Raw genomic sequence first — 17,569 nt, 5'->3', positions numbered from 1 at the left:
CTCGTCCGTCAGTAGCCACCGAGAACCTCTACGAAGCTCCCAAGCGCCCACCGCAGGTTCTCACCGCCGGTGAGCAGGCGGTCGGCCACCGCGAGGATGGCGACCAGTGCGAGGACGCCGCCGGAGATGGTTATCTCGGGCGTATCGTCGTCGTCGAGGTTGAATCTATCTCTTACCACGGTTTACCGTAGTTGACGGACGAGACGGTGAAAACACCGCCACTTCTTCCATCCGCTACGATAGTGAATCGAACACGTCAGTCCGTCGGACTGCCGTCGCTATCGGGTCGTCAGAAGGAAGATGGCGGCGAAACTCGGGTTCGTCAGTCCGCTGTCGAGGAGACGTCCATCTGCTCGGTCGCCTCCACGAGTTCGTCGAGGGCCTCCTCTTCCTCTTCGAGATTCTGGTGGAGGAGGTCCCCCGCCTCGTCGTGGCCCAGCTGGTCGGCGAGATGCGCGAGGTTCCCGTAGGCGGCGATCTCCAGGTGCTCGGACTTCTGGGCGGCCGTGAGATCGAACGCCTCGAGCGCCTCCTGCTCGGGGTCGTTCTGGACGAACTCGTCGTGGTCCTCGACGAGGCCGTCGATGGCGTGGAGCTGCTTCTCCTCCGGCGAGACGCCGACCTTGTCGAAGACCTCCTCGAGACGCTCGACGTGGCCTTCGGTCTCCTGGCGGTGCTCGCGGAACGCGCTCTGGGCCTTCTCGTCGCTGACCTCGCTCTCCAGGTCGCTGAGCGCGTCGAGCAGCTGCTTTTCCGTGTAGCACATCTCTTTCAGACCCGTCTCGAACAGGTCGTCGAGGCTTTCGGTGCTCATTGTTGATCTCCACTCTATCCGAACACGGTTACGTTGTTAGGCGTTCGAGTTGCAAGCGCACCCCCTTTATGCCTGTCCGGGTTCGTCGTCGCCTGATAGCGATTTTCTCCGTCCGATACCCGGACCCTTCGGCCGGTTTCCGATGCGCTCTCCTCCGGTCTGGAATTTCCCGTCGGTCGTCAGTAGTGCCCGAGATGAAACTCCGATAACAGATTTCACAAAATTATTTTGTAGTAGAGTAATAGAGTCTCTATTATCGGAAACCCCTATTTTAGGCTCGCCAAAATCTATTACTTAGATGACAAGTCTTATGCGGGCCGAAGCCGAACGCTTCCGTATGGGACTGCTGGCGAACCTCGTTCTGGTGTTCATCGCAGGGTTGGTGACGGCCCTGGCGACTGGCGTCGGAGCGATACCGTTCTTCCTCGTCGACGACGTGAGCGACCGCTGGAACGTCACGCTCTGGGGGCTGGCCTCGGGCATCATGGTCGCTGCGTCGGTGTTCGGCCTCATCTTCGAGGGCGTGTCGAACGGCAACGGAGGAAGCGTCTGGGGGGTGGCGCTGGGGATGCTGGTCGGCGTCGCGCTCGTCATCGTCAGCCACCGCGTCATCTCCGGCACGGAGGTGAACCCGCGGCAGTACGAGGAAGCCGACTACAAGAAACTCGTGCTCATCCTTGGCATCCTGACGGTCCACAGTTTCCCCGAGGGCGTCGCTATCGGCGTCTCGTTCGCCGAACTCGGCTTCGAAGGCGGAATCGGTCTCCTCGGGTTCACCGTGCCGCTGCTCGCCATCTTCATGACCATCGCCATCTCCATCCACAACGTCCCCGAGGGTCTGGCCATCTCCATCCCGCTACGCGCGATGAACGTCGGCAAGTGGCGCATGGTCTGGTGGGCCGTCTTCTCCAGTCTCCCCCAGCCCATCGGCGCGGTCATCGCGTTCTACTTCGTCCGCATCGCCCGGCAGTTCCTCCCGATAGGGTTCGGCTTCGCCGCCGGCGCGATGATATATCTCGTCGCATCGGAGTTCGTCCCCGAGGCGCTGGAGATCGGCGAGGGACTGCCGAGCCGCGGCTACCCCGAACTGGTCGCGGGCGTGGTCCTCGGCGTCGTACTGATGGTACCGCTGGCGCTGATACAGGTCTGAGACGCCCGTAGCACCCGGCGTAAACGGTTTCGAGCTGTATGCGGCGGTGTAAGCCGTCCCTTCGTTCCCGTTGGAACGACGTGAACGGAGTGAACTGGCGTCAACGCTCGCCCCCCTACAAGACCGCTGGGCGAGAGAAACGGACGTGGGCAGAGGTGTGCCAAGCATGTCGAAAGCATTCGAGAACGACGACGCGCCTTCGGTCGGCAGCGGAGCCGACGCCGGGCGCGCCACGGTCGGTGTACTGGAGCAGTGTCGCGCACACGTTCTCGCACCGGTTCGATTCGTGGGGTTCTGGTCCGCCGTCGTCCTCCCCTTTCTCTATCTCCCGCTGCTCCTGGGTGGACTCGACGGCACCGAGTGGACTGTCTTCTTGTCCCTGCTGGCGCTCGACTGTCTCGCCCTCCTCGCGGGCCACTCCTACGGACGGGAGTGACCCGCGGCGCGGATTTCGGTCGATTTAACGCCGTGCTCTCGAAATCGTGACGACATGGAACTGGAAACCGTGTCGCTGGGAGCGACTGGTACCCGCGTGAGCGAACTCGCGTTCGGCACGTGGCGGTTCGGACACGAGAACGACGACGGCGAAGTCGAAATCGGCGAGGAGCGGGCCCACGAACTGCTCGACGCGTACGCCGACGCCGGCGGCAACTTCATCGACACCGCCGACATGTACGGCGACGGCGACAGCGAGCGCTTCATCGGGAACTGGCTCGCCGACCGCGACCGCGAGGACTTCGTCGTCGCCTCGAAGATATACTGGCCCACCCGGCCGGACGACCCGAACGGTCGCGGCCTCTCGCGCAAACACCTGCGCCGGCAGGTCGACCGCATCCTCGACCGTCTCGGCACCGACTACCTCGACCTGCTGTACGTCCACCGCTGGGACGACGACACGCCCGCAGACGAGTTCATGCGCACACTCGACGGCTTCGTCCGCGACGGCAAGGTGAACTATCTCGGTACGTCGACGCTCGAACCGAACGCCTGGAAGGTCGTCAAGGCCAACGAGATGGAGTACGAGCCGTTCCGGCTCGCCCAGCCCCGGTACAACCTCGTCAACCGAGAGGTAGAGCCGAACTACCTGCCGATGTGCGACGACTACGACGTCGGCGTGGTTCCGTGGTCGCCGCTCGCGGGCGGGTTCCTGACCGGCAAGTACAGCCGCGACGAGGAGCCGCCGGCGGGCTCTCGCGGCGCCACCGACCAGCAGTTCCGCGACTCGTATCTCACCGACGAGAACTTCGACGTCCTCGAGACGGTCGAGGCGGTCGCCGACGAGGTCGGTGCCTCGACGGCCCAGGTCAGCCTCGCGTGGCTGCTCGAGCACGACGCCGTCACCGCACCCATCGTCGGCGCGCGCACCGTCGACCAGCTGGAGGAGAACCTCGAAGCGACCCGGATAGAACTCTCCGACGAGCAGTTCGCGCGGCTCACCGACGCGAAGTCGGTCTGACTCCGCCCCGGACTTCGCCGGTCGGTCGCGACGGTCGACCGACCGGCGACCGGCGGAACGCGTACGGTCGAGAACCTTAACAGGGGTGCGAACCAACAGTTCGGTGTGCACAGGTCGCGGCTCCTCCTCGGTATCGCCGCCGTCTTCGCCGGGCTAACGGCGTCGCTGGCCATCCTCGGATTCGTCTACAACCTCTTCCTGCTCGTGTTCGCGGTGCCGTTCGCCATCACCACGGCGATACTCTGGTACCACGCCACGGGGCGACTCGCCAGGAAGGTCCGGGAGGGCGAGTTCCAGGAGCGCCAGCGCGGCTTCGGGCCGGACCCGCGCACCGCCGGCACGCGGGCACGCGAGGGAGCGGGCCGGCAGGCGTCCGGCGGTGCGGCCGAACGCGGCCGCGAGCGGGCCGAGGAGTGGGCGCGCCAGCGGGCGCGTGGCGGCGCAGGCGAGCGACAGCGAGCGAGTCGGCGAGGACGACGCACCTACGCCGGCAACTCGGGCGGTCCGAGCGCGGCCGAAGCCTACAGCATCCTCGACGTCGACCCGGAAGCCGACGAGGAGTCGGTCCGGCAGGCGTACCGCGAGAAGGTGAAGACTGTCCACCCCGACCGCGAAGACGGCAGCGAGGAGGCGTTCAAGCGCGTGAACAGCGCGTACGAGCGCCTCCAGGACGACCGCTGACAGCCGGGAACGGAACGCTACTGCCGGATTATCATCTGCTGTACTCATCGGCTGGATTTATTACAGATGGTGCGAAACGTCTCGAACAACTTATATGTAGCCAGCAACTCCTTTCGCCGACGCCGGTCCCCGTCTGCGGTTCTCGCGGCTCTCGGTCTCCCTCCCGGGAAACGACGGGGGTGACGGCGGTCGATGAGGTCGAACCTGTCGTCGTCCGGACTCGTCGTCGCGCTGGTCGTCACCCTCGTCGTGGGCGGAACGCTCCAGACGGCCGTCGTCGACGGCAAGAGCGCGTCGATGCCCGACGTCGAGGGAGACCGTGGGGACGTCGTCTACATCACCGTCAGCTCGAACCAGCAATCGACCGTCAACATCGGCGGTCCGAATGCGGGTTTCTGGATACAGATTCCGGACTTCAAGGGGAAGACGACCATCGGATTGAACACGTACGAGACCGGCAGCGAGAGCAAGAGCGACCTCATTGTGGAGGGGCCGACGAGCAAGATAAACGTGAAGACGTGGTCTCAGGTGGGGCCGATTCAGCCGGACAACTATCGCATGAACGTGACGGCCGACGGAACCCCACTGGACGTCGGTCAGTTGACCATCCGGAAGCGCACGACGCGAGGGGCGGAGACGTTCGTCATGCCGTCGGCGGTCGAGATGGGGGACGTCGATTCGGGAGCGGACCTGCGCAAGAACATCGTCCAGCCGAAAGACCACTCCATCGCGCGCGGTGACCGGTTCGTCCTCGCACTCAACGCCTCCGGTGTCACCGGGTTCATCGATTCGTTCGGCGACACCGAAGGCGTCTCGTTGACCTTCCGCGAGACCAACAACGAACGGAACACGACGCCGAACGAGTTCAGTGCGGACGACATCTCGTCGAAGCGCACGTTCGTCGACGAGGAGAACGACGTGACGTACTTCGTCCTCGACACCACCGGTCGTGGTATCGAACCGGGCGACAGGTACGACGTGACGTTCGCGCTCGACGGGTCGAACCCGCTGATAGAAGAGAACGAGGAGGAGTCCGCGACGACGACGTTCGAAGTCGTCAAACGGCGGGCGAGCATCGACCACGTCGGTGCCTCCGTCGTCGTCGAGAAGGGCGAGACGACCATCACGGGGACGACGACCCTCGCACCGGGGAGCACGATGAAACTGAGCGCGTACAAGTACGGCTCGAACAACTTCGTCCTCGGACCGAAGGAGGTGACGGTCGGGGCGAACCACACGTTCGGCACGACGTTCGACTTCGGCGACGTCCGTCGCGGGACAGGGTTCACGTTCAAACTGATCGGTCCGAACGGGAGCGTCGAGAAGTCCGTTCCGGGCGTCGTCGCACCGCAGCAGCGGCGAACGACGACCACGACCACCACTACCACGACGACAACGACCAGTACGACCGTCACGACCACGAACGTCACCGCGTCGACCACCGGGAACGCGACGACCGCGGCGAACGGGACCGCCACGCCGACCGCGACGCCCGTCTCGACCGCGCCGCCGATAACCGCCAGAACCGTCTCCGAGGGCGGCCTTCCGGGGTTCGAGGCCGGTACGGCGCTGGCCGCGCTGGTCGCCGCGGCGGTGTTGCTCGTCCGGCGGTCGAGCTAACTGTCCGATGGTTTTATACGATGATTGGGGACATGATTACGAACGCGCCGCTCCCGAACCGACGATGATACGCCAGATGGACCAGTCCGAGTTCGCCGCGTTCGTCGCTGCCCTCTGGGAGCGGCAGGGCTGGCGAACGCAGGTCACCGAGAAGTCCGGGAAGTCCTTCGTCGCCCTGCAGCGCGAGGACGCCGAGGGACTCATCTGGGCGACGCCGGGGAGCAGCGACGGCGTCAGCGGCAAGGCGCTCCAGCAGTTCGTCACGCTCCGCGAGCAGTACGGCCTCGACGAAGGCGCGGTCGTCACCGCGGGGCGGTTCACCGACGACGCCGAACGCATCGCGGACCAGGCGGGTATCGAACACGTGGACGGCGAGAAGCTCCGGACCATCGTCGAGGCGCGCGAACTCCACGACCTCGTTCGGGAGCACGCCGACGGGGCGGCCGCCGGCGACGACGGGACCGCAGACGACGAGACGACCGGCGACGCGGACGACGAGGGGCCGCTCGACCGTCTCCCGGCGGTTCCGGCGAAAGCAGTCGGCGGCGTGGTGGTCGCGTTGCTCGCGGTCGTCGCTGCCGTCGTCGTCGGGCCGACCATCCTCGGCACGGGTGGCGAGGTCCAGGAGACGGCGTTCGACGTCTCGGCGGCGTCGTCGGTGTCGGGCGACGAGACCGCGACGCTCCAGGTGGCGTGGAACGCGAAGGCGACCACCGAACTCCGTCCGGGGAACGACACCGTCTACCGACCGCGCTCGGGTCAGCGGTTCGTTCTCGTCGAGATGAACGTCACGAACGCCGGCGACGGGACGGTCGGACTCCGCCAGCGCGGCTTCCTGCTCCGCGCGAACGGCACGACCCACGGCCACCAGCCGCTGTCGAACGCCAGCGGCTTCGACCCCACCGTGCTCGGTCCCGGCGAGTCGACCACCGTCTGGACCGTCTTCTCCGTCGGCGAGTCGACGACGACGGCGACGCTCGTCGCCAGCGAGGCGGTGTACGGCGACGTGGGTGTGCGGTTCGACCGCGACGCGAACATCTCGGTCGCCGTATAGGGATCTCTCGGGAGCCGTACGTACCGATTTCGTCCCGTTCGCGGCCGTAACGCGGGCAAGGTTTTTGCCCCGGCGGACCTAAACCGCGCGCATGAGCGCTGACCGTGCCCCCCTGCAACGCGCGCTCGAACGCGGGGAGCAGGAGGGCGGTAGCGTGGAGTTCAAAGAGCGACTTACGAGAGAAATTCACCTGTCGGAGGGGCGCATGGAGAGCCTCGCCGCGCAACTGCGGCATCGCGTCCTCTCGGGCGACGGGGAGGCGACCTACGTCGTTGGCGTCACGGACGACGGCGGCCTCGCGGGCATCGACCCCGAGGCGTTCTCCGAGTCGATGGACGTTCTCTCCCTGCTCGCCGAGGAGGCGGGCGCACACATCGAGGACGTCCAGACGTGGGGCATCGACGACGAAACCGTGAACACCCGCGCGACGACCCGCGAGGAGAGCGACGGACTCGTCGGCGTTGCCACCATCCGCGAGGGAGCCGTGCTCGAAACCGACAGCGAACACATCGTCGTCGGGACGGCCGGCCACGTCGACCACGGCAAGTCGACTCTGGTGGGGAGTCTCGTCACGGGACAGCCCGACGACGGCGAGGGCGGGACGCGGGGGTACCTCGACGTGCAACCCCACGAGGTCGAACGCGGGCTGAGCGCCGACCTCTCCTACGCCGTCTACGGCTTCGGCGAGGACGACCCGGTCCGGATGGACAATCCGCACCGCAAGACCGACCGCGCCCGGGTCGTCGAGGAGAGCGACCGCCTGGTCTCGTTCGTCGACACGGTCGGCCACGAGCCGTGGCTGCGGACGACGATCCGCGGTCTCGTCGGCCAGAAACTCGACTACGGCCTGCTCACCGTCGCCGCCGACGACGGACCGACGAAGACGACGCGGGAACACCTGGGCATCCTGCTGGCGACCGACCTGCCGACCATCGTCGCCATCACGAAGACGGACCTCGTCGACGACGACCGGGCGACGGAGGTCGAACGCGAGGTCGAGCGCCTGCTGCGCGACGTGGGCAAGACGCCGCTACGCGTGGACCGTCACGGTATCGACGTCGCCATCGAGGAGATCAGCGAGGAGGTCGTCCCCGTGCTGACGACCAGCGCCGTGACGATGGAGGGACTGGACGACCTGGACGCGATGTTCGAGCAATTGCCGAAGACGACCGCCGACAGCGGCCAGTTCCGGATGTACGTCGACCGCACCTACAGCGTCACCGGCGTCGGCGCGGTCGCCAGCGGCACCATCAACTCGGGGTCGGTCGAGGCAGGGGACGAACTCCTGCTCGGACCGATGGCCGACGGCACGTTCCGCGAGGTGGAGGTGCGCTCCATCGAGATGCACTACCACCGCGTCGACGAGGCGAAGGCCGGCCGCATCGTCGGCATCGCGCTCAAGGGGGTCAGGGAGGCCGACGTCGAGCGCGGGATGGTGCTGCTCCCGAGCGACGCCGACCCGACGCCCGTCCGCGAGTTCGAGGCCGAGGTGATGGTGCTCAACCACCCGACGCGCATCGGCACGGGCTACGAACCCGTCGTCCACCTTGAGACGATAAGCGAGGCCGCCGTCTTCGAACCGGAGGGCGGCCACCTGCTCCCCGGCGACCGCGGGACGACGACGGTCCGGTTCAAGTTCCACCCCTACCTCGTCGAGACGGGCCAGCGGTTCGTCTTCCGCGAGGGCCAGAGCAAGGGCGTCGGCACCGTGACCGACGTGACGCCCGTCGAGTAGGCTCTCTCCCCCGGCGTTCGCGTCGCCACGTTTCTCCCGACGCTCCCGAGCGGCCCAGCCGCGTCTTCGTCGACTTCAGGCGTCGAGCCACGGCGGGTCGCCGAGCGGCCGCAACGTCTCGAACGCGAAGTGCGGTTCGGGCTCCGGGACGACCGACGGGTCGGCGGGCACCCAGACCGACCGGAGGCCGGCGGCGTGTGCCCCCGCGACGTCGCTGTCGAGCGAGTTGCCGACGTGGACCGCCCGGTCGGGCGTCGACCCGAGTTCGGCGAGCGCGCGCTCGAACGGTTCCGGTTCGGGCTTCGCGGGGGCGTCGTGGCCCGCGAACACGACTGCTTCGACGCGGTCGTCGATGCCGAGCGCCGCCATCTTCGTGCGCTGCATCTCCGGTGCGCCGTTGGTAACGACGCCGACGGCGTGGTCGCGGGCGAGCGCTTCGAGCGTCTCGGACGCGCCCGGGCAGAACCGGACGCGCGAGTGGTCGCGCACGTCGGCGTACGCGTCGGCGACCGCCCGGCCCGTCTCCGCGCCGTGCCCGCGCTCCTCGGCGATGGCGGCGAAGTAGTTCGCCCGCAGTTCCGCGATGGTCTCCCCGTCAGTCAGGAACTCGTCGTACCGGGCGTGGTAGTCCGAAAGCTCGAAGAAGGGTTCGACGCCGCACCGGTCGAACGACTCCGCGAGCACCTCGCGGGAGTCCTGTTCGTACTCGCAGAGCGTGTCGTCCAGGTCGAACAGCACCGTGTCGACGCTCATCGCTCGCCGGTACGGACCGGACCGACAAAAACCGGGCGTCGCGGAACCGTCCCGTTGCGTCGACGAACGCTCGGACGCGGGCCTCGAGTCCGGCTACGTCCGCCGATAGCCGTCGTCGGTTCGCTCCGCGAGGTCCAGCAGGACCGCCCACTCCAGCACGTTCTCGACGCGCTCGCGCCACACGTCCTCGACGCGACTCGGGTCCTTGTGGTGTTCCCAGGTCGGAATCTCGTCGCGGAACCGCTCGAACGCCTCGTTCGCGTCGAGCGGACCGTCGGCGAGCAGGTCGAGTAGCCGCTCCGCGCCGTAGACGCGCGCCTCGAACGACGCCGCCAGCGCGTCGCGCTCCGGGTCGCGGCGCGTGCGAGCGAACCCCGTCCGGGTCTCCTCGGCGAGTTCCAGCGCCCGCAGGAAGGTGAGCCACGTCCGGGCCGCGTCCCGGCTGTCGAAGCCGACCCGGTCCATCAGGCGCGCACAGCAGTCGTCCTCGCTCCCGGGCACCAGCGGGACGGCGCGCTGGGCGTCCGCGACGAATTCGAGGTCCGCGGGCGGTTCGGGGACGAGTTTGAACCTCACAGCTCGAAGCTCTCGGCCAGCAGTTCCTCGTCGGTCGCGCCGAGGACGTGCGTCGGGCCGCCGACCACGTCGACGGTCACCTTCGCCGGGGCGAACACGCTCGCCGGAATCTCCTCGAACTCCCAGTCGGCGTCGTCGAAGAACCGCTCGAACGGCGTGCCGTACTCCTCGGCGGCGGTCGAGGGCAGTTCGTCGAACCTGTCGAACTCCTCGCGCACGGTGAGGTGGGCGCGACCGCCGTACGCCAGCGCGTCGTTCGTCCGGCCGATGGCGGTCTCGTCGTCGCCGGCGACGGGCGCGACCGGCGCGGACCCCGAGACGGAGACGATGTCGAGCGGGTCGTAGCCGAGTTCGGTGAGGCGGAAGGCCGCGAGTTCGCCGACCCGCGACGCGACGTTGACGCTCCCGGTGAGGCTGGCGGTGGAGAACGTCGGGAGGAAGACGGACCCCGTCTCGACGCCCGTGAGGTCGGCCACGTGCTCGGCGACCGTGTCGCCCGGCAGTTCGTCGGACTCGACGGCCAGCACGGCGAACTCGAAGGTGTCGGTGTAGCCGACGCGCTGGAACTCTTCCTCCTCGGCGACCAGCGCGCGGGCCGGGCCGCTGCCCAGTCCCTCGAACCCCTCGACGCCGAGTTCCCAGCCCGCCTTCTGGGAGCACAGCAGCGCCAGCGCGGGGTGGTCGGTCGAGAGTTCGACGTACTGGAGCGGCGCGCCCGCCACCTCGTCCATCCGGGTCTGGACCGTGGCCAGGCCCGCGGTCTGGAGTTCCGCGAGCAGGAGGCCGGCCTCGACGCCGCCGTCCGTCTCTACGCCGAAATCGAGCACCGTCGCCTCCGAGTCGAGTTCGTAGGCGGCGACGTTCAGTTCCTCAGCGAAGTCGATGGCCTCGTCGACGAGTTCGAGGGCCATCCGGTTGAGACTCTCCATGCGTCCGGATTGGGCGTCGCACGGTAAACCGTTTGTCAGTCCTCCCGCTCGCGGCGCACCTCGCGACCGAATCTTCGACGGCGCTGGCTTTCCCCGGGGCGCGACCCGCGCCCTCGCCCGTCGTCCGGACCGTCGACGTTCGCTGCGGGACGACTGGGGTCGAACCCCGAAGCCGACGCCGGGGAACCGTCGTCCTTCGAAGCGACGGGTCAAAGTCGTCCGCGCGCGAACCGGGGGACATGAATCTCGTCGAAGCGCTGGAGGCCGACGGCGGCGTCGTCTCCGTCGTCGGCGCGGGCGGGAAGAAGACGACGCTGTACGCGCTCGCGGAGCGGACGGACCGGGCAGTGGTCACCGCGACGGTCCGCATTCCGATATTCGACGAGCGCGTCGCCGACGTCGTCGTGACTGACGCTCCCCGCACGGCGGTCGAGGACGTGACGGCGTGGCCGCTCGGCGTCGTCCCCGAACGGGAGCGGTCGGACCGATATCGCGGGTACGACCCGGCGACCGTCACCGCACTCGGCGACGACTCTCCCGCCGACGTCGTCCTCGTGAAGGCAGACGGCGCGCGGACCCGCTTGCTCAAGGCCCCGGACCGGAACGAACCCCAGATTCCGGCGGGCACCGACACCGTCGTTCCCATCGCGAGCGCGCGGGTCGTCGGGAAGCCCCTCGACGACGAGCACGTCCACCGGCCGGAACTGGTCGCGGAACTGACCGGGCGGGAGGAAGGAGAGCCGATTCGGCCCGTCGACGTCGCGACCGTCCTGGCGAGCGAGCAGGGCGGTCGCAAGCGCGTCCCCGGCGGTGCGACCGTCGTGCCCGTCGTGAACATGGTCGACGACGCCGACCTGGAAGCGACCGGTCGCGAAGTAGCGCGAGCGGTGTTGGAACGGGCGGACGTTCCCCGGGTCGTTCTCGCCCGCATGGTCGCGCCGGAACCGGTCGTCGCCGTCGTGGACTAGAAGCGAGCCGCCGCCGCCTCGAACTCCTCGCGCGTGTTGACGTTCTCGAAGCTGTCTAGACCGCCGTGCTTGCGCACCTCGTCTTCGCCGACGACGACGTAGTCCAGGTCGAACAGCGGCTCGATTATCTTGTGCTCGCCGCGGTCGAGCGCGGCGCCGCACGCCGCCGCCATCGGTTCGGCACGGTAGACCGCGTGCGTCGTCTGGAACCACTGGTCGTCGAGTTGGGGGACGGCGGCGTCGTGACCGCTCGCCCGGTCGAAGAGGTACTCGACCAGTTCCCGGTTCACGAACGGCATGTCGCAGGCGACGACGAACGCGTAGGTCTCGTCGACCGCGTGAAGGCCCGTCCGGATACCGGCCATCGGCCCCCGGTCCGGCTCGTCGTCCTCGGCGAACCGGACCGGTCGCTCGTACCCCGAAAGCGCCTCACGCAGCGAGTCCGTCTGCTCGCGGCGACAGTTGACGACCAGTTCGTCGACCGCGCTCTCGAGTTCGTCGGCGACCCGGCGAATCATCGGAACGCCGGCGAGTTCGGCGACGGCCTTGTCCCCTTCTCCGAAGCGAGTCGACTGTCCGCCCGCCACGACGAGTCCGGCAGCCATGGTCCAGGGTACGTCGTCGACGCCAAAATAGCCCGCGACCGCCCTCGACAGCGGGGACGTCGTCCGCGAAGGATGGGCGACGCCTCAGTCGTCGCCCGCCAGGGTGTCCGAGTCGGAGTCCGACCGACCGCTGGCCAGTTCGTCGGGCGACGTCGGCTCCCGGTCGGGGTCCGCTCCGAGTGGCCGGACCTGGACGTTCGTCACTTTGTACTGGGGAATCTTGCTCGTCGGGTCGAACTCCTCCTTGGTCAACATGTTGACGGCACCGTGGACGAAGTGCATCGGGATGAACAGCACGTCCGGTCCCGACGTCTCCTCGACGTTCGCCTTCACCACGATGTCGCCCTGCTCGGACTCGACGCTGACGTACTCCCCGTCCGCGACGCCGAGTCGCTCGGCCGCGTCCGGGTGGACGGTGACGAAGCTCTCGGGGACGTGTCGCATCGACGTCTGTACCCGGCGGGTCATCGACCCGGTGTGCCAGTGGTAGAGCACGCGTCCGGTGGTGAGTGTGAACGGATACTCCTCGGTCGGGGCGGGCATCTGCTCGTCGGGCAGTTCGGACGGGACGAACCGCGCCTTCCCGTCGTCGAAGTTGAACTCGTCCTCGTAGAGGTACGGCGTCCCGGGGTGGTCCTCGTCCCAGCACGGCCACTGGAGGCCGTCTTCCTTCTCCTCCAGGCGTTCGTGGGTGACGCCGCCGTAGATAGGCGCGAGTTCGTTTATCTCGTCCATCACGTCGGCGGGGCTCTCGTAGCCCCAGTCGACGCCGAGTCGACCGGCGAGGTCCTGCAGGATGGCGGCGTCCGTGCGAGCCTCGCCCGGGGACTCGACGGCCGGTCGGACGAGTTGCACCCGCCGTTCGGTGTTCGTGATGGTGCCGTACTTCTCGGCGAGCGAGGCCGCCGGCAACACCACGTCCGCGTGTTCGGCCGTCTCGGTCATGAACAGCTCCTGGACGACGAGGAAGTCGAGCGCCTCCAGCGCCTCGCCGGCGTGTTCGAGGTCCGGTTCGGAGACCGCGGGGTTCTCGCCGACGATGTACATCCCGTGCAGGTCGGTGTTGTCAGGGGTGTACCCCTCTTCGGCGCTCGGGTCGTCGGTGCCGCGCTCCTGCTCGTCGGCGGACTCGTCCCCGCCGTACGCATCGTCACCCTCCCCGCCGGAGACGGTCTCCTCGACGTTCGGGATGGCGCTGAACATCTCGGTGATGCGGAGACCGACCTCGTCCGGCGGACGGACGCCCCACACCTCCTCGAACTTGTCGAGCACGTCGTCGTCCTCGACGGACTGGTAGCCCGGGAGGTTGTTCGGAATCGGACCCATGTCGCCGCCGCCGCCCTGCACGTTGTTCTGGCCCCGGAACGGCGACAGCCCGGAGCGCGGCTTGCCGAGGTGGCCACAGAGCAGCGCCAGGTTGGCGACGGCGAGCGCGTTGCGCGTTCCGTGCGCGTGCTGGGTCAGTCCCATTGCCCAGCCGTAGACGCAGGTGTCCGCCTTCGCGATGGTCTCGGCCGCGTCCTTCAGTTCCGACGGCGGAACGTCCGTCGCCTCCTCGACGACCTCGGGCGTGTACGGCTCGACGGCCTCCTTCAGTTCGTCGAAGTGCTTGGTGCGTTCGTCGACGAACTCCTCGTCGTGGAGGCCCTCCTCGATGATGTGGCGCATCATCCCGTTGAGCCAGGCGATGTCCGCGCCCGGCTTCGTCCGGCTGTACTGGTCGGCGTGCTCCGCGATGGTCGTCTCCCGCGGGTCGAACACGAACAGGTCCGCGCCGTCGCGGACGTTCTGGACGATGCGGGTCGCCAGCACGGGGTGGCTCTCGGTCGTGTTCGACCCGGTGATGAGATAGCAGTCGGTCTCGCCGATGTCCTCGTTGATGCGGTTCGTCATCGCGCCGTAGCCCACGGTCTCCTTCAGCGCGGCGACGGTCGAGGAGTGACAGAGCCGCGTGCAGTTGTCCACGTGCGGTGTCCCCAACACCTGCCGAGCGAACTTCTGGGCGAGGAAGTTCTCCTCGTTGGTCGCCTTGGAGGACGACGTGACCGCCAGCGAATCCTCGCCGTGCTCGTCGCGGAGTTCGGTCAGTCGGTCGGCGACGCGGTCCAGGGCCTCGTCCCACGACGCCTCGCGGAACTCCCCGTCCTCCCTGACGAGCGGGGTCGTCAATCGCTCGTCTGAGTCGACGAAGTCGTAGCCGAACTTCCCTTTCACGCAGGTCGAGAAGTCGTTCGCGGGCGTCTCCTCGGGGTCGGCCGGCCGGACCCCCAGCACCTCCTCGCCCTTCCCGTACAGCTTGAACCGGCAGCCGACGCCGCAGTAGGTGCAGGTCGTGTCGGCCACCTTCAGGTCGCGCTTGCGACCCCTGCTGACGACCTCCGCGGCGTCGAACATCTGCCCGACGGTGAGCGACTCCTCGGCGAGCCCCTCCGCGGTGTGCTCGACGCTTTCAAGCGTCTTGTCGGTGGCCTTCTTCGACAGCTCCGACGCCCGGCGCTTGGCCTTCTGCATGAACGCCGCGACGCCGGACGTCTCCTCCGCGTCGGTCCGGACCGAACCGCTCTCGCTCCTCATCTCCGGGACGTTGCGGTTCGGCGCTTCGGCCGTGTCGGCCGTCTCGACGGGCTCGCTCTCCCGCACCGTCCCGATGGAGTTCTTCTGGGTGAAGCCGGGGAGCGGGATGGTCGTCGCGTCCGTGAGTCCCTCCTCGACGAGCGACCCCGTGGGACAGACGGTGACGCAGTGGCCGCACGAGATGCAGGTCGATTCCTCCATCGTCTCGGCCTCGGGCTTCTGGAAGTCGATGTGGACGTCGTCGCCCTTCCCCGACATCCGGAGGACGCCCGCGTTCTGGACGTCGTTGCACGCCTCGACGCAGCGATTGCAGAGGATGCACTTGTTGCGGTCGATCTGGATGACCGACGTGTCGTCGAGGGGCGCGTACGCGTCGCGGTCGTCGAACACGCCGTACCGCGGCTCGTTCACGCCGTGCTCGATGGCGGTGTCCTGGAGTTCGCAGCGACCGTTCTGTCCGCAGGTCGTACACCGCAGGTTGTGGTTCGCGAGGACGAGGTCGAGGTTGACGTCCCGCGCCTCCTCCGCGTCGGTCGCGTCGGTCTTCACGTCGAGGCCGTCCTCGGCCGGGAAGCTACAGGCCGGGACGACGCCGTACTCGTCGGTCTCGACCATGCAGGTCCGGCACGTGCCGCGCGGTCCGACGTTCTCGGCCTGCTCGGTGTCGCGGTCGTAGTAACACAGCGCCGGGACGTCGGACTCGGTGTCTAGCGTCTCGATGGCGTCGATGAGCGTCGACCCCGGCGCGACGGCGACGGGGTCGTCGTCGACCGTCACGGTCGTCATGCCGTCGTCGTCGGCGGACCCGACCTCAGGGTCGTTCGCCGTCCCGGTGCGGAAGTCCTCGGTCAGCGGCGTGCTCGACCGGGGGTCGTCTACGTTCGGGACGCCGGGCGTCGCTTCGGTGGGACTGTGCTCGGTCGGTCCGGGGGAATCCTCCTTGCTCATTGCTGGGTCACCTCGCAGACGCCGCTGGGACAACGGCCGTCGGCGTGCGCCTCGAACTCGGTCTCGAACCGGTCGAGCGCCGTCCCGACGGTTCGAGCGGCCGACTGCCCGAAGTAACAGAGGCTCGAACTCCCCATCGAGCGGGTCAGTTCGCGTATCATGTCGTCCTCGTAGCTGCCGTCGTAGACGCCGCGCAGGAGGTCGAGGAGCTGTTTCGACCCCTCGCGGCAGGGGAAACAGCGGCCGCAGTTCTCCTCGCTGGCGAACCGCACGCGCTTGCCGGTGGTCGCCACCGGACAGCGGCTATCGTCGAACAGTTCGACCACGCCCTCGGTGCCGAGGTCCGCGTTCGTCAGGGCGAGCGAACTCGCCCCGTGGTCGAGCGACCGGGTGAGGCCGCCGAACTGGCCGCCCACACACGCCATCTTGACCCGCCCCTCCGCGTCGACGGCGTCGCGTACGTCGGCCAGCGAGCCGCCGGTCGGCAGTTCGACGGTCGCCGCCGTCTCGACGTCGCCGGTCACGGTGAACACCCGCGTTCCGGGGTCGGCGTCGGTGGCGTCGAACGCGTCCGGGTCGAGCAGCGCCCGCCGAATCTGGGCGAACGTCCTGGGCGTGTGCACGACCGTCGGTCGACCGTACAGTCCGTGCCGGGCGGGGCCGGGCGGGCGCAGGCGCGCTTCGAGCCGGTCGTTTCCCTCCAGCGCTTCGAGCGCCATGGTGTGCTCTCCGGCGATGTACTCGTCGGGCCCGGCGACGACCTGCGGGGCGTCCGTGCCGCCGTCGCCCGTCTCGTCGTCGAGCGCGTCGACGACGGCGTGCGCCGCACCGCGAGTTCGGCTCCGTGCGAGGTCGTCGGCCTCGTTCGTGTACACGACGACGTCGCCCGGGTCGGCGCCGACGATGGCGGCGACGGCCAGCGCGCCGTCGAGCACCGTCGCCGGCGCTCCGCCGAGCAGCGTGCGGTCGGTCTCGTTGCGGCGGTCGCTCTCGTTGGCGTTCACGACCACGACCGGGTCGCCCGGCGTCTCGCGCACGGTCTCTACGTCGTCGGTGACGGCGGTGTCCTGGCTCGCGTCGGCCCGCCCGCGCCCGCGGACCCCGACGTTGTCGAGTCGCCCGAGCGCCGCGTCCGGGTCGTCGCGCGCGAGCGCAGCGGCGCTCTCGCCGACGTTCCCCTCCGGGTCGGTCCACCCACAGCCGCCGAGAACGCGTCGAGTCCCGACCGCGAGCGGTCCGTCCGGCGGCGTCGGCAGCGTCCCGGTGTCGGGTGCGTGCTCGACGACCCACGCGGCGTCGTCCGCCCCGACGTCTCCCGATTCGACACCCTCGACGAGCGCCCGCGTCCGCTCGGGCGACGGACGAAGGTGATACGCCGTCCGTCCCTCGTCGGTAACGAGAACGAGCGGTTCGAGCGCGCGAGCGCCGGTCGAACCCACTTCGAGCACGGCCGCCTCGTCGGCGGCGGACCGCGCGGCTTCGAAAATCCGTCGTCCCCGCTCCACGGCGGGCGTCTCTCCGTCGGCGGCCTCGTCGCTCGGAGATTCGCCGCGGCCGACCGTGACGCGGACGACGGACGACTCGCTCACGGAACCGTCCGTCTTGGCCATTGACGTTCCAATTGGAGAGAGGGCCAGAAAGCGTTGTGGCCTCTTCCAGCCTCGGTGACGTGTTCGAAGGACGGCGGGGGCGCGCCCGTCGTCGGG

The 17,569-nt window shown here is 68.3% G+C and carries 16 protein-coding genes; 8 read left to right on the top strand and 8 right to left on the bottom strand.

All coding sequences use genetic code 11. The features are described from left to right. Positions 1 to 8: 8 nt before the first annotated feature. Positions 9 to 179, bottom strand: a complete 171-nt coding sequence (locus ACRYA2_RS05300) for a hypothetical protein (protein ID WP_433624970.1) — start codon at positions 177 to 179, stop codon at positions 9 to 11. A 143-nt stretch (positions 180 to 322) separates the two neighbouring features. Then, entirely contained in the window at positions 323 to 814 is a 492-nt protein-coding gene (locus ACRYA2_RS05295; protein ID WP_433624968.1) for a YciE/YciF ferroxidase family protein, read from the bottom strand. Between the two features lie 337 nt (positions 815 to 1,151). Between ACRYA2_RS05295 and ACRYA2_RS05290 the strand changes: the two genes are divergently transcribed. The 7 genes from ACRYA2_RS05290 to ACRYA2_RS05260 all read left to right on the top strand — a co-directional run bounded on the left by ACRYA2_RS05290 (position 1,152) and on the right by ACRYA2_RS05260 (position 8,510). Further along, a complete protein-coding gene (locus ACRYA2_RS05290) occupies positions 1,152 to 1,964 on the top strand; it encodes a ZIP family metal transporter (protein ID WP_433624966.1) in 813 nt (270 codons plus the stop codon). Between the two features lie 166 nt (positions 1,965 to 2,130). Continuing rightward, complete coding sequence (locus ACRYA2_RS05285; RefSeq protein ID WP_433624965.1) at positions 2,131 to 2,400, top strand: DUF8028 family protein; 270 nt, start codon at positions 2,131 to 2,133, stop codon at positions 2,398 to 2,400. Positions 2,401 to 2,454: 54 nt separating this feature from the next. After that, on the top strand, positions 2,455 to 3,420 hold the full coding sequence (locus ACRYA2_RS05280) for an aldo/keto reductase (RefSeq protein WP_113277063.1): 966 nt from the start codon (positions 2,455 to 2,457) through the stop codon (positions 3,418 to 3,420). A 105-nt stretch (positions 3,421 to 3,525) separates the two neighbouring features. Then, positions 3,526 to 4,101 (top strand): J domain-containing protein, encoded by a 576-nt coding sequence (locus ACRYA2_RS05275; RefSeq protein WP_433624962.1) that lies wholly within the window; start codon positions 3,526 to 3,528, stop codon positions 4,099 to 4,101. 192 nt (positions 4,102 to 4,293) lie between these two features. Then, entirely contained in the window at positions 4,294 to 5,721 is a 1,428-nt protein-coding gene (locus tag ACRYA2_RS05270) for a BGTF surface domain-containing protein (RefSeq protein WP_433624960.1), read from the top strand. A 7-nt stretch (positions 5,722 to 5,728) separates the two neighbouring features. Continuing rightward, positions 5,729 to 6,775: a restriction endonuclease gene (locus ACRYA2_RS05265; RefSeq protein WP_433624958.1), complete on the top strand. Its 1,047-nt coding sequence runs from the start codon at positions 5,729 to 5,731 to the stop codon at positions 6,773 to 6,775. 91 nt (positions 6,776 to 6,866) lie between these two features. Continuing rightward, a complete protein-coding gene (locus ACRYA2_RS05260) occupies positions 6,867 to 8,510 on the top strand; it encodes a GTPBP1 family GTP-binding protein (protein WP_433624956.1) in 1,644 nt (547 codons plus the stop codon). Positions 8,511 to 8,585: 75 nt separating this feature from the next. Here the strand turns inward: ACRYA2_RS05260 and ACRYA2_RS05255 are convergent, their stop codons facing one another. The 3 genes from ACRYA2_RS05255 to mch all read right to left on the bottom strand — a co-directional run bounded on the left by ACRYA2_RS05255 (position 8,586) and on the right by mch (position 10,768). After that, positions 8,586 to 9,263 carry an HAD family hydrolase gene (locus ACRYA2_RS05255; RefSeq protein WP_433624954.1) on the bottom strand — a complete coding sequence of 226 codons (678 nt, stop codon included), beginning with the start codon at positions 9,261 to 9,263 and terminating at the stop codon, positions 8,586 to 8,588. A 93-nt stretch (positions 9,264 to 9,356) separates the two neighbouring features. After that, positions 9,357 to 9,839, bottom strand: coding sequence for a double winged helix-containing putative transcriptional regulator (locus ACRYA2_RS05250; protein WP_433624952.1), 483 nt, complete (start codon positions 9,837 to 9,839; stop codon positions 9,357 to 9,359). Next, a complete protein-coding gene (mch, locus tag ACRYA2_RS05245; protein WP_433624950.1) occupies positions 9,836 to 10,768 on the bottom strand; it encodes a methenyltetrahydromethanopterin cyclohydrolase in 933 nt (310 codons plus the stop codon). Before mch ends, ACRYA2_RS05250 begins: the two co-directional genes overlap by 4 nt. Positions 10,769 to 11,007: 239 nt before the next feature. Between mch and yqeC the strand changes: the two genes are divergently transcribed. Beyond that, positions 11,008 to 11,736: a selenium cofactor biosynthesis protein YqeC gene (gene yqeC / locus ACRYA2_RS05240; protein WP_433626021.1), complete on the top strand. Its 729-nt coding sequence runs from the start codon at positions 11,008 to 11,010 to the stop codon at positions 11,734 to 11,736. Here yqeC and ACRYA2_RS05235 read toward each other — a convergent pair. The 3 genes from ACRYA2_RS05235 to ACRYA2_RS05225 form a co-directional block, all read right to left on the bottom strand. After that, positions 11,733 to 12,341 (bottom strand): molybdenum cofactor guanylyltransferase, encoded by a 609-nt coding sequence (locus ACRYA2_RS05235; protein WP_433624948.1) that lies wholly within the window; start codon positions 12,339 to 12,341, stop codon positions 11,733 to 11,735. The genes yqeC and ACRYA2_RS05235 overlap by 4 nt on opposite strands. An 84-nt stretch (positions 12,342 to 12,425) precedes the next feature. Then, positions 12,426 to 15,863, bottom strand: a complete 3,438-nt coding sequence (locus tag ACRYA2_RS05230) for a molybdopterin-dependent oxidoreductase (protein WP_433624946.1) — start codon at positions 15,861 to 15,863, stop codon at positions 12,426 to 12,428. Further along, the gene (locus tag ACRYA2_RS05225) at positions 15,860 to 17,473 is read right to left on the bottom strand and encodes an NADH-ubiquinone oxidoreductase-F iron-sulfur binding region domain-containing protein (protein ID WP_433624944.1); all 1,614 of its coding nucleotides are present in this window, start codon (positions 17,471 to 17,473) and stop codon (positions 15,860 to 15,862) included. Before ACRYA2_RS05225 ends, ACRYA2_RS05230 begins: the two co-directional genes overlap by 4 nt. Positions 17,474 to 17,569 lie beyond the last annotated feature (96 nt).

Source organism: Halomicrococcus pelagicus, assembly GCF_050954125.1.
This window is presented reverse-complemented; position numbering and strand designations above follow the sequence as displayed.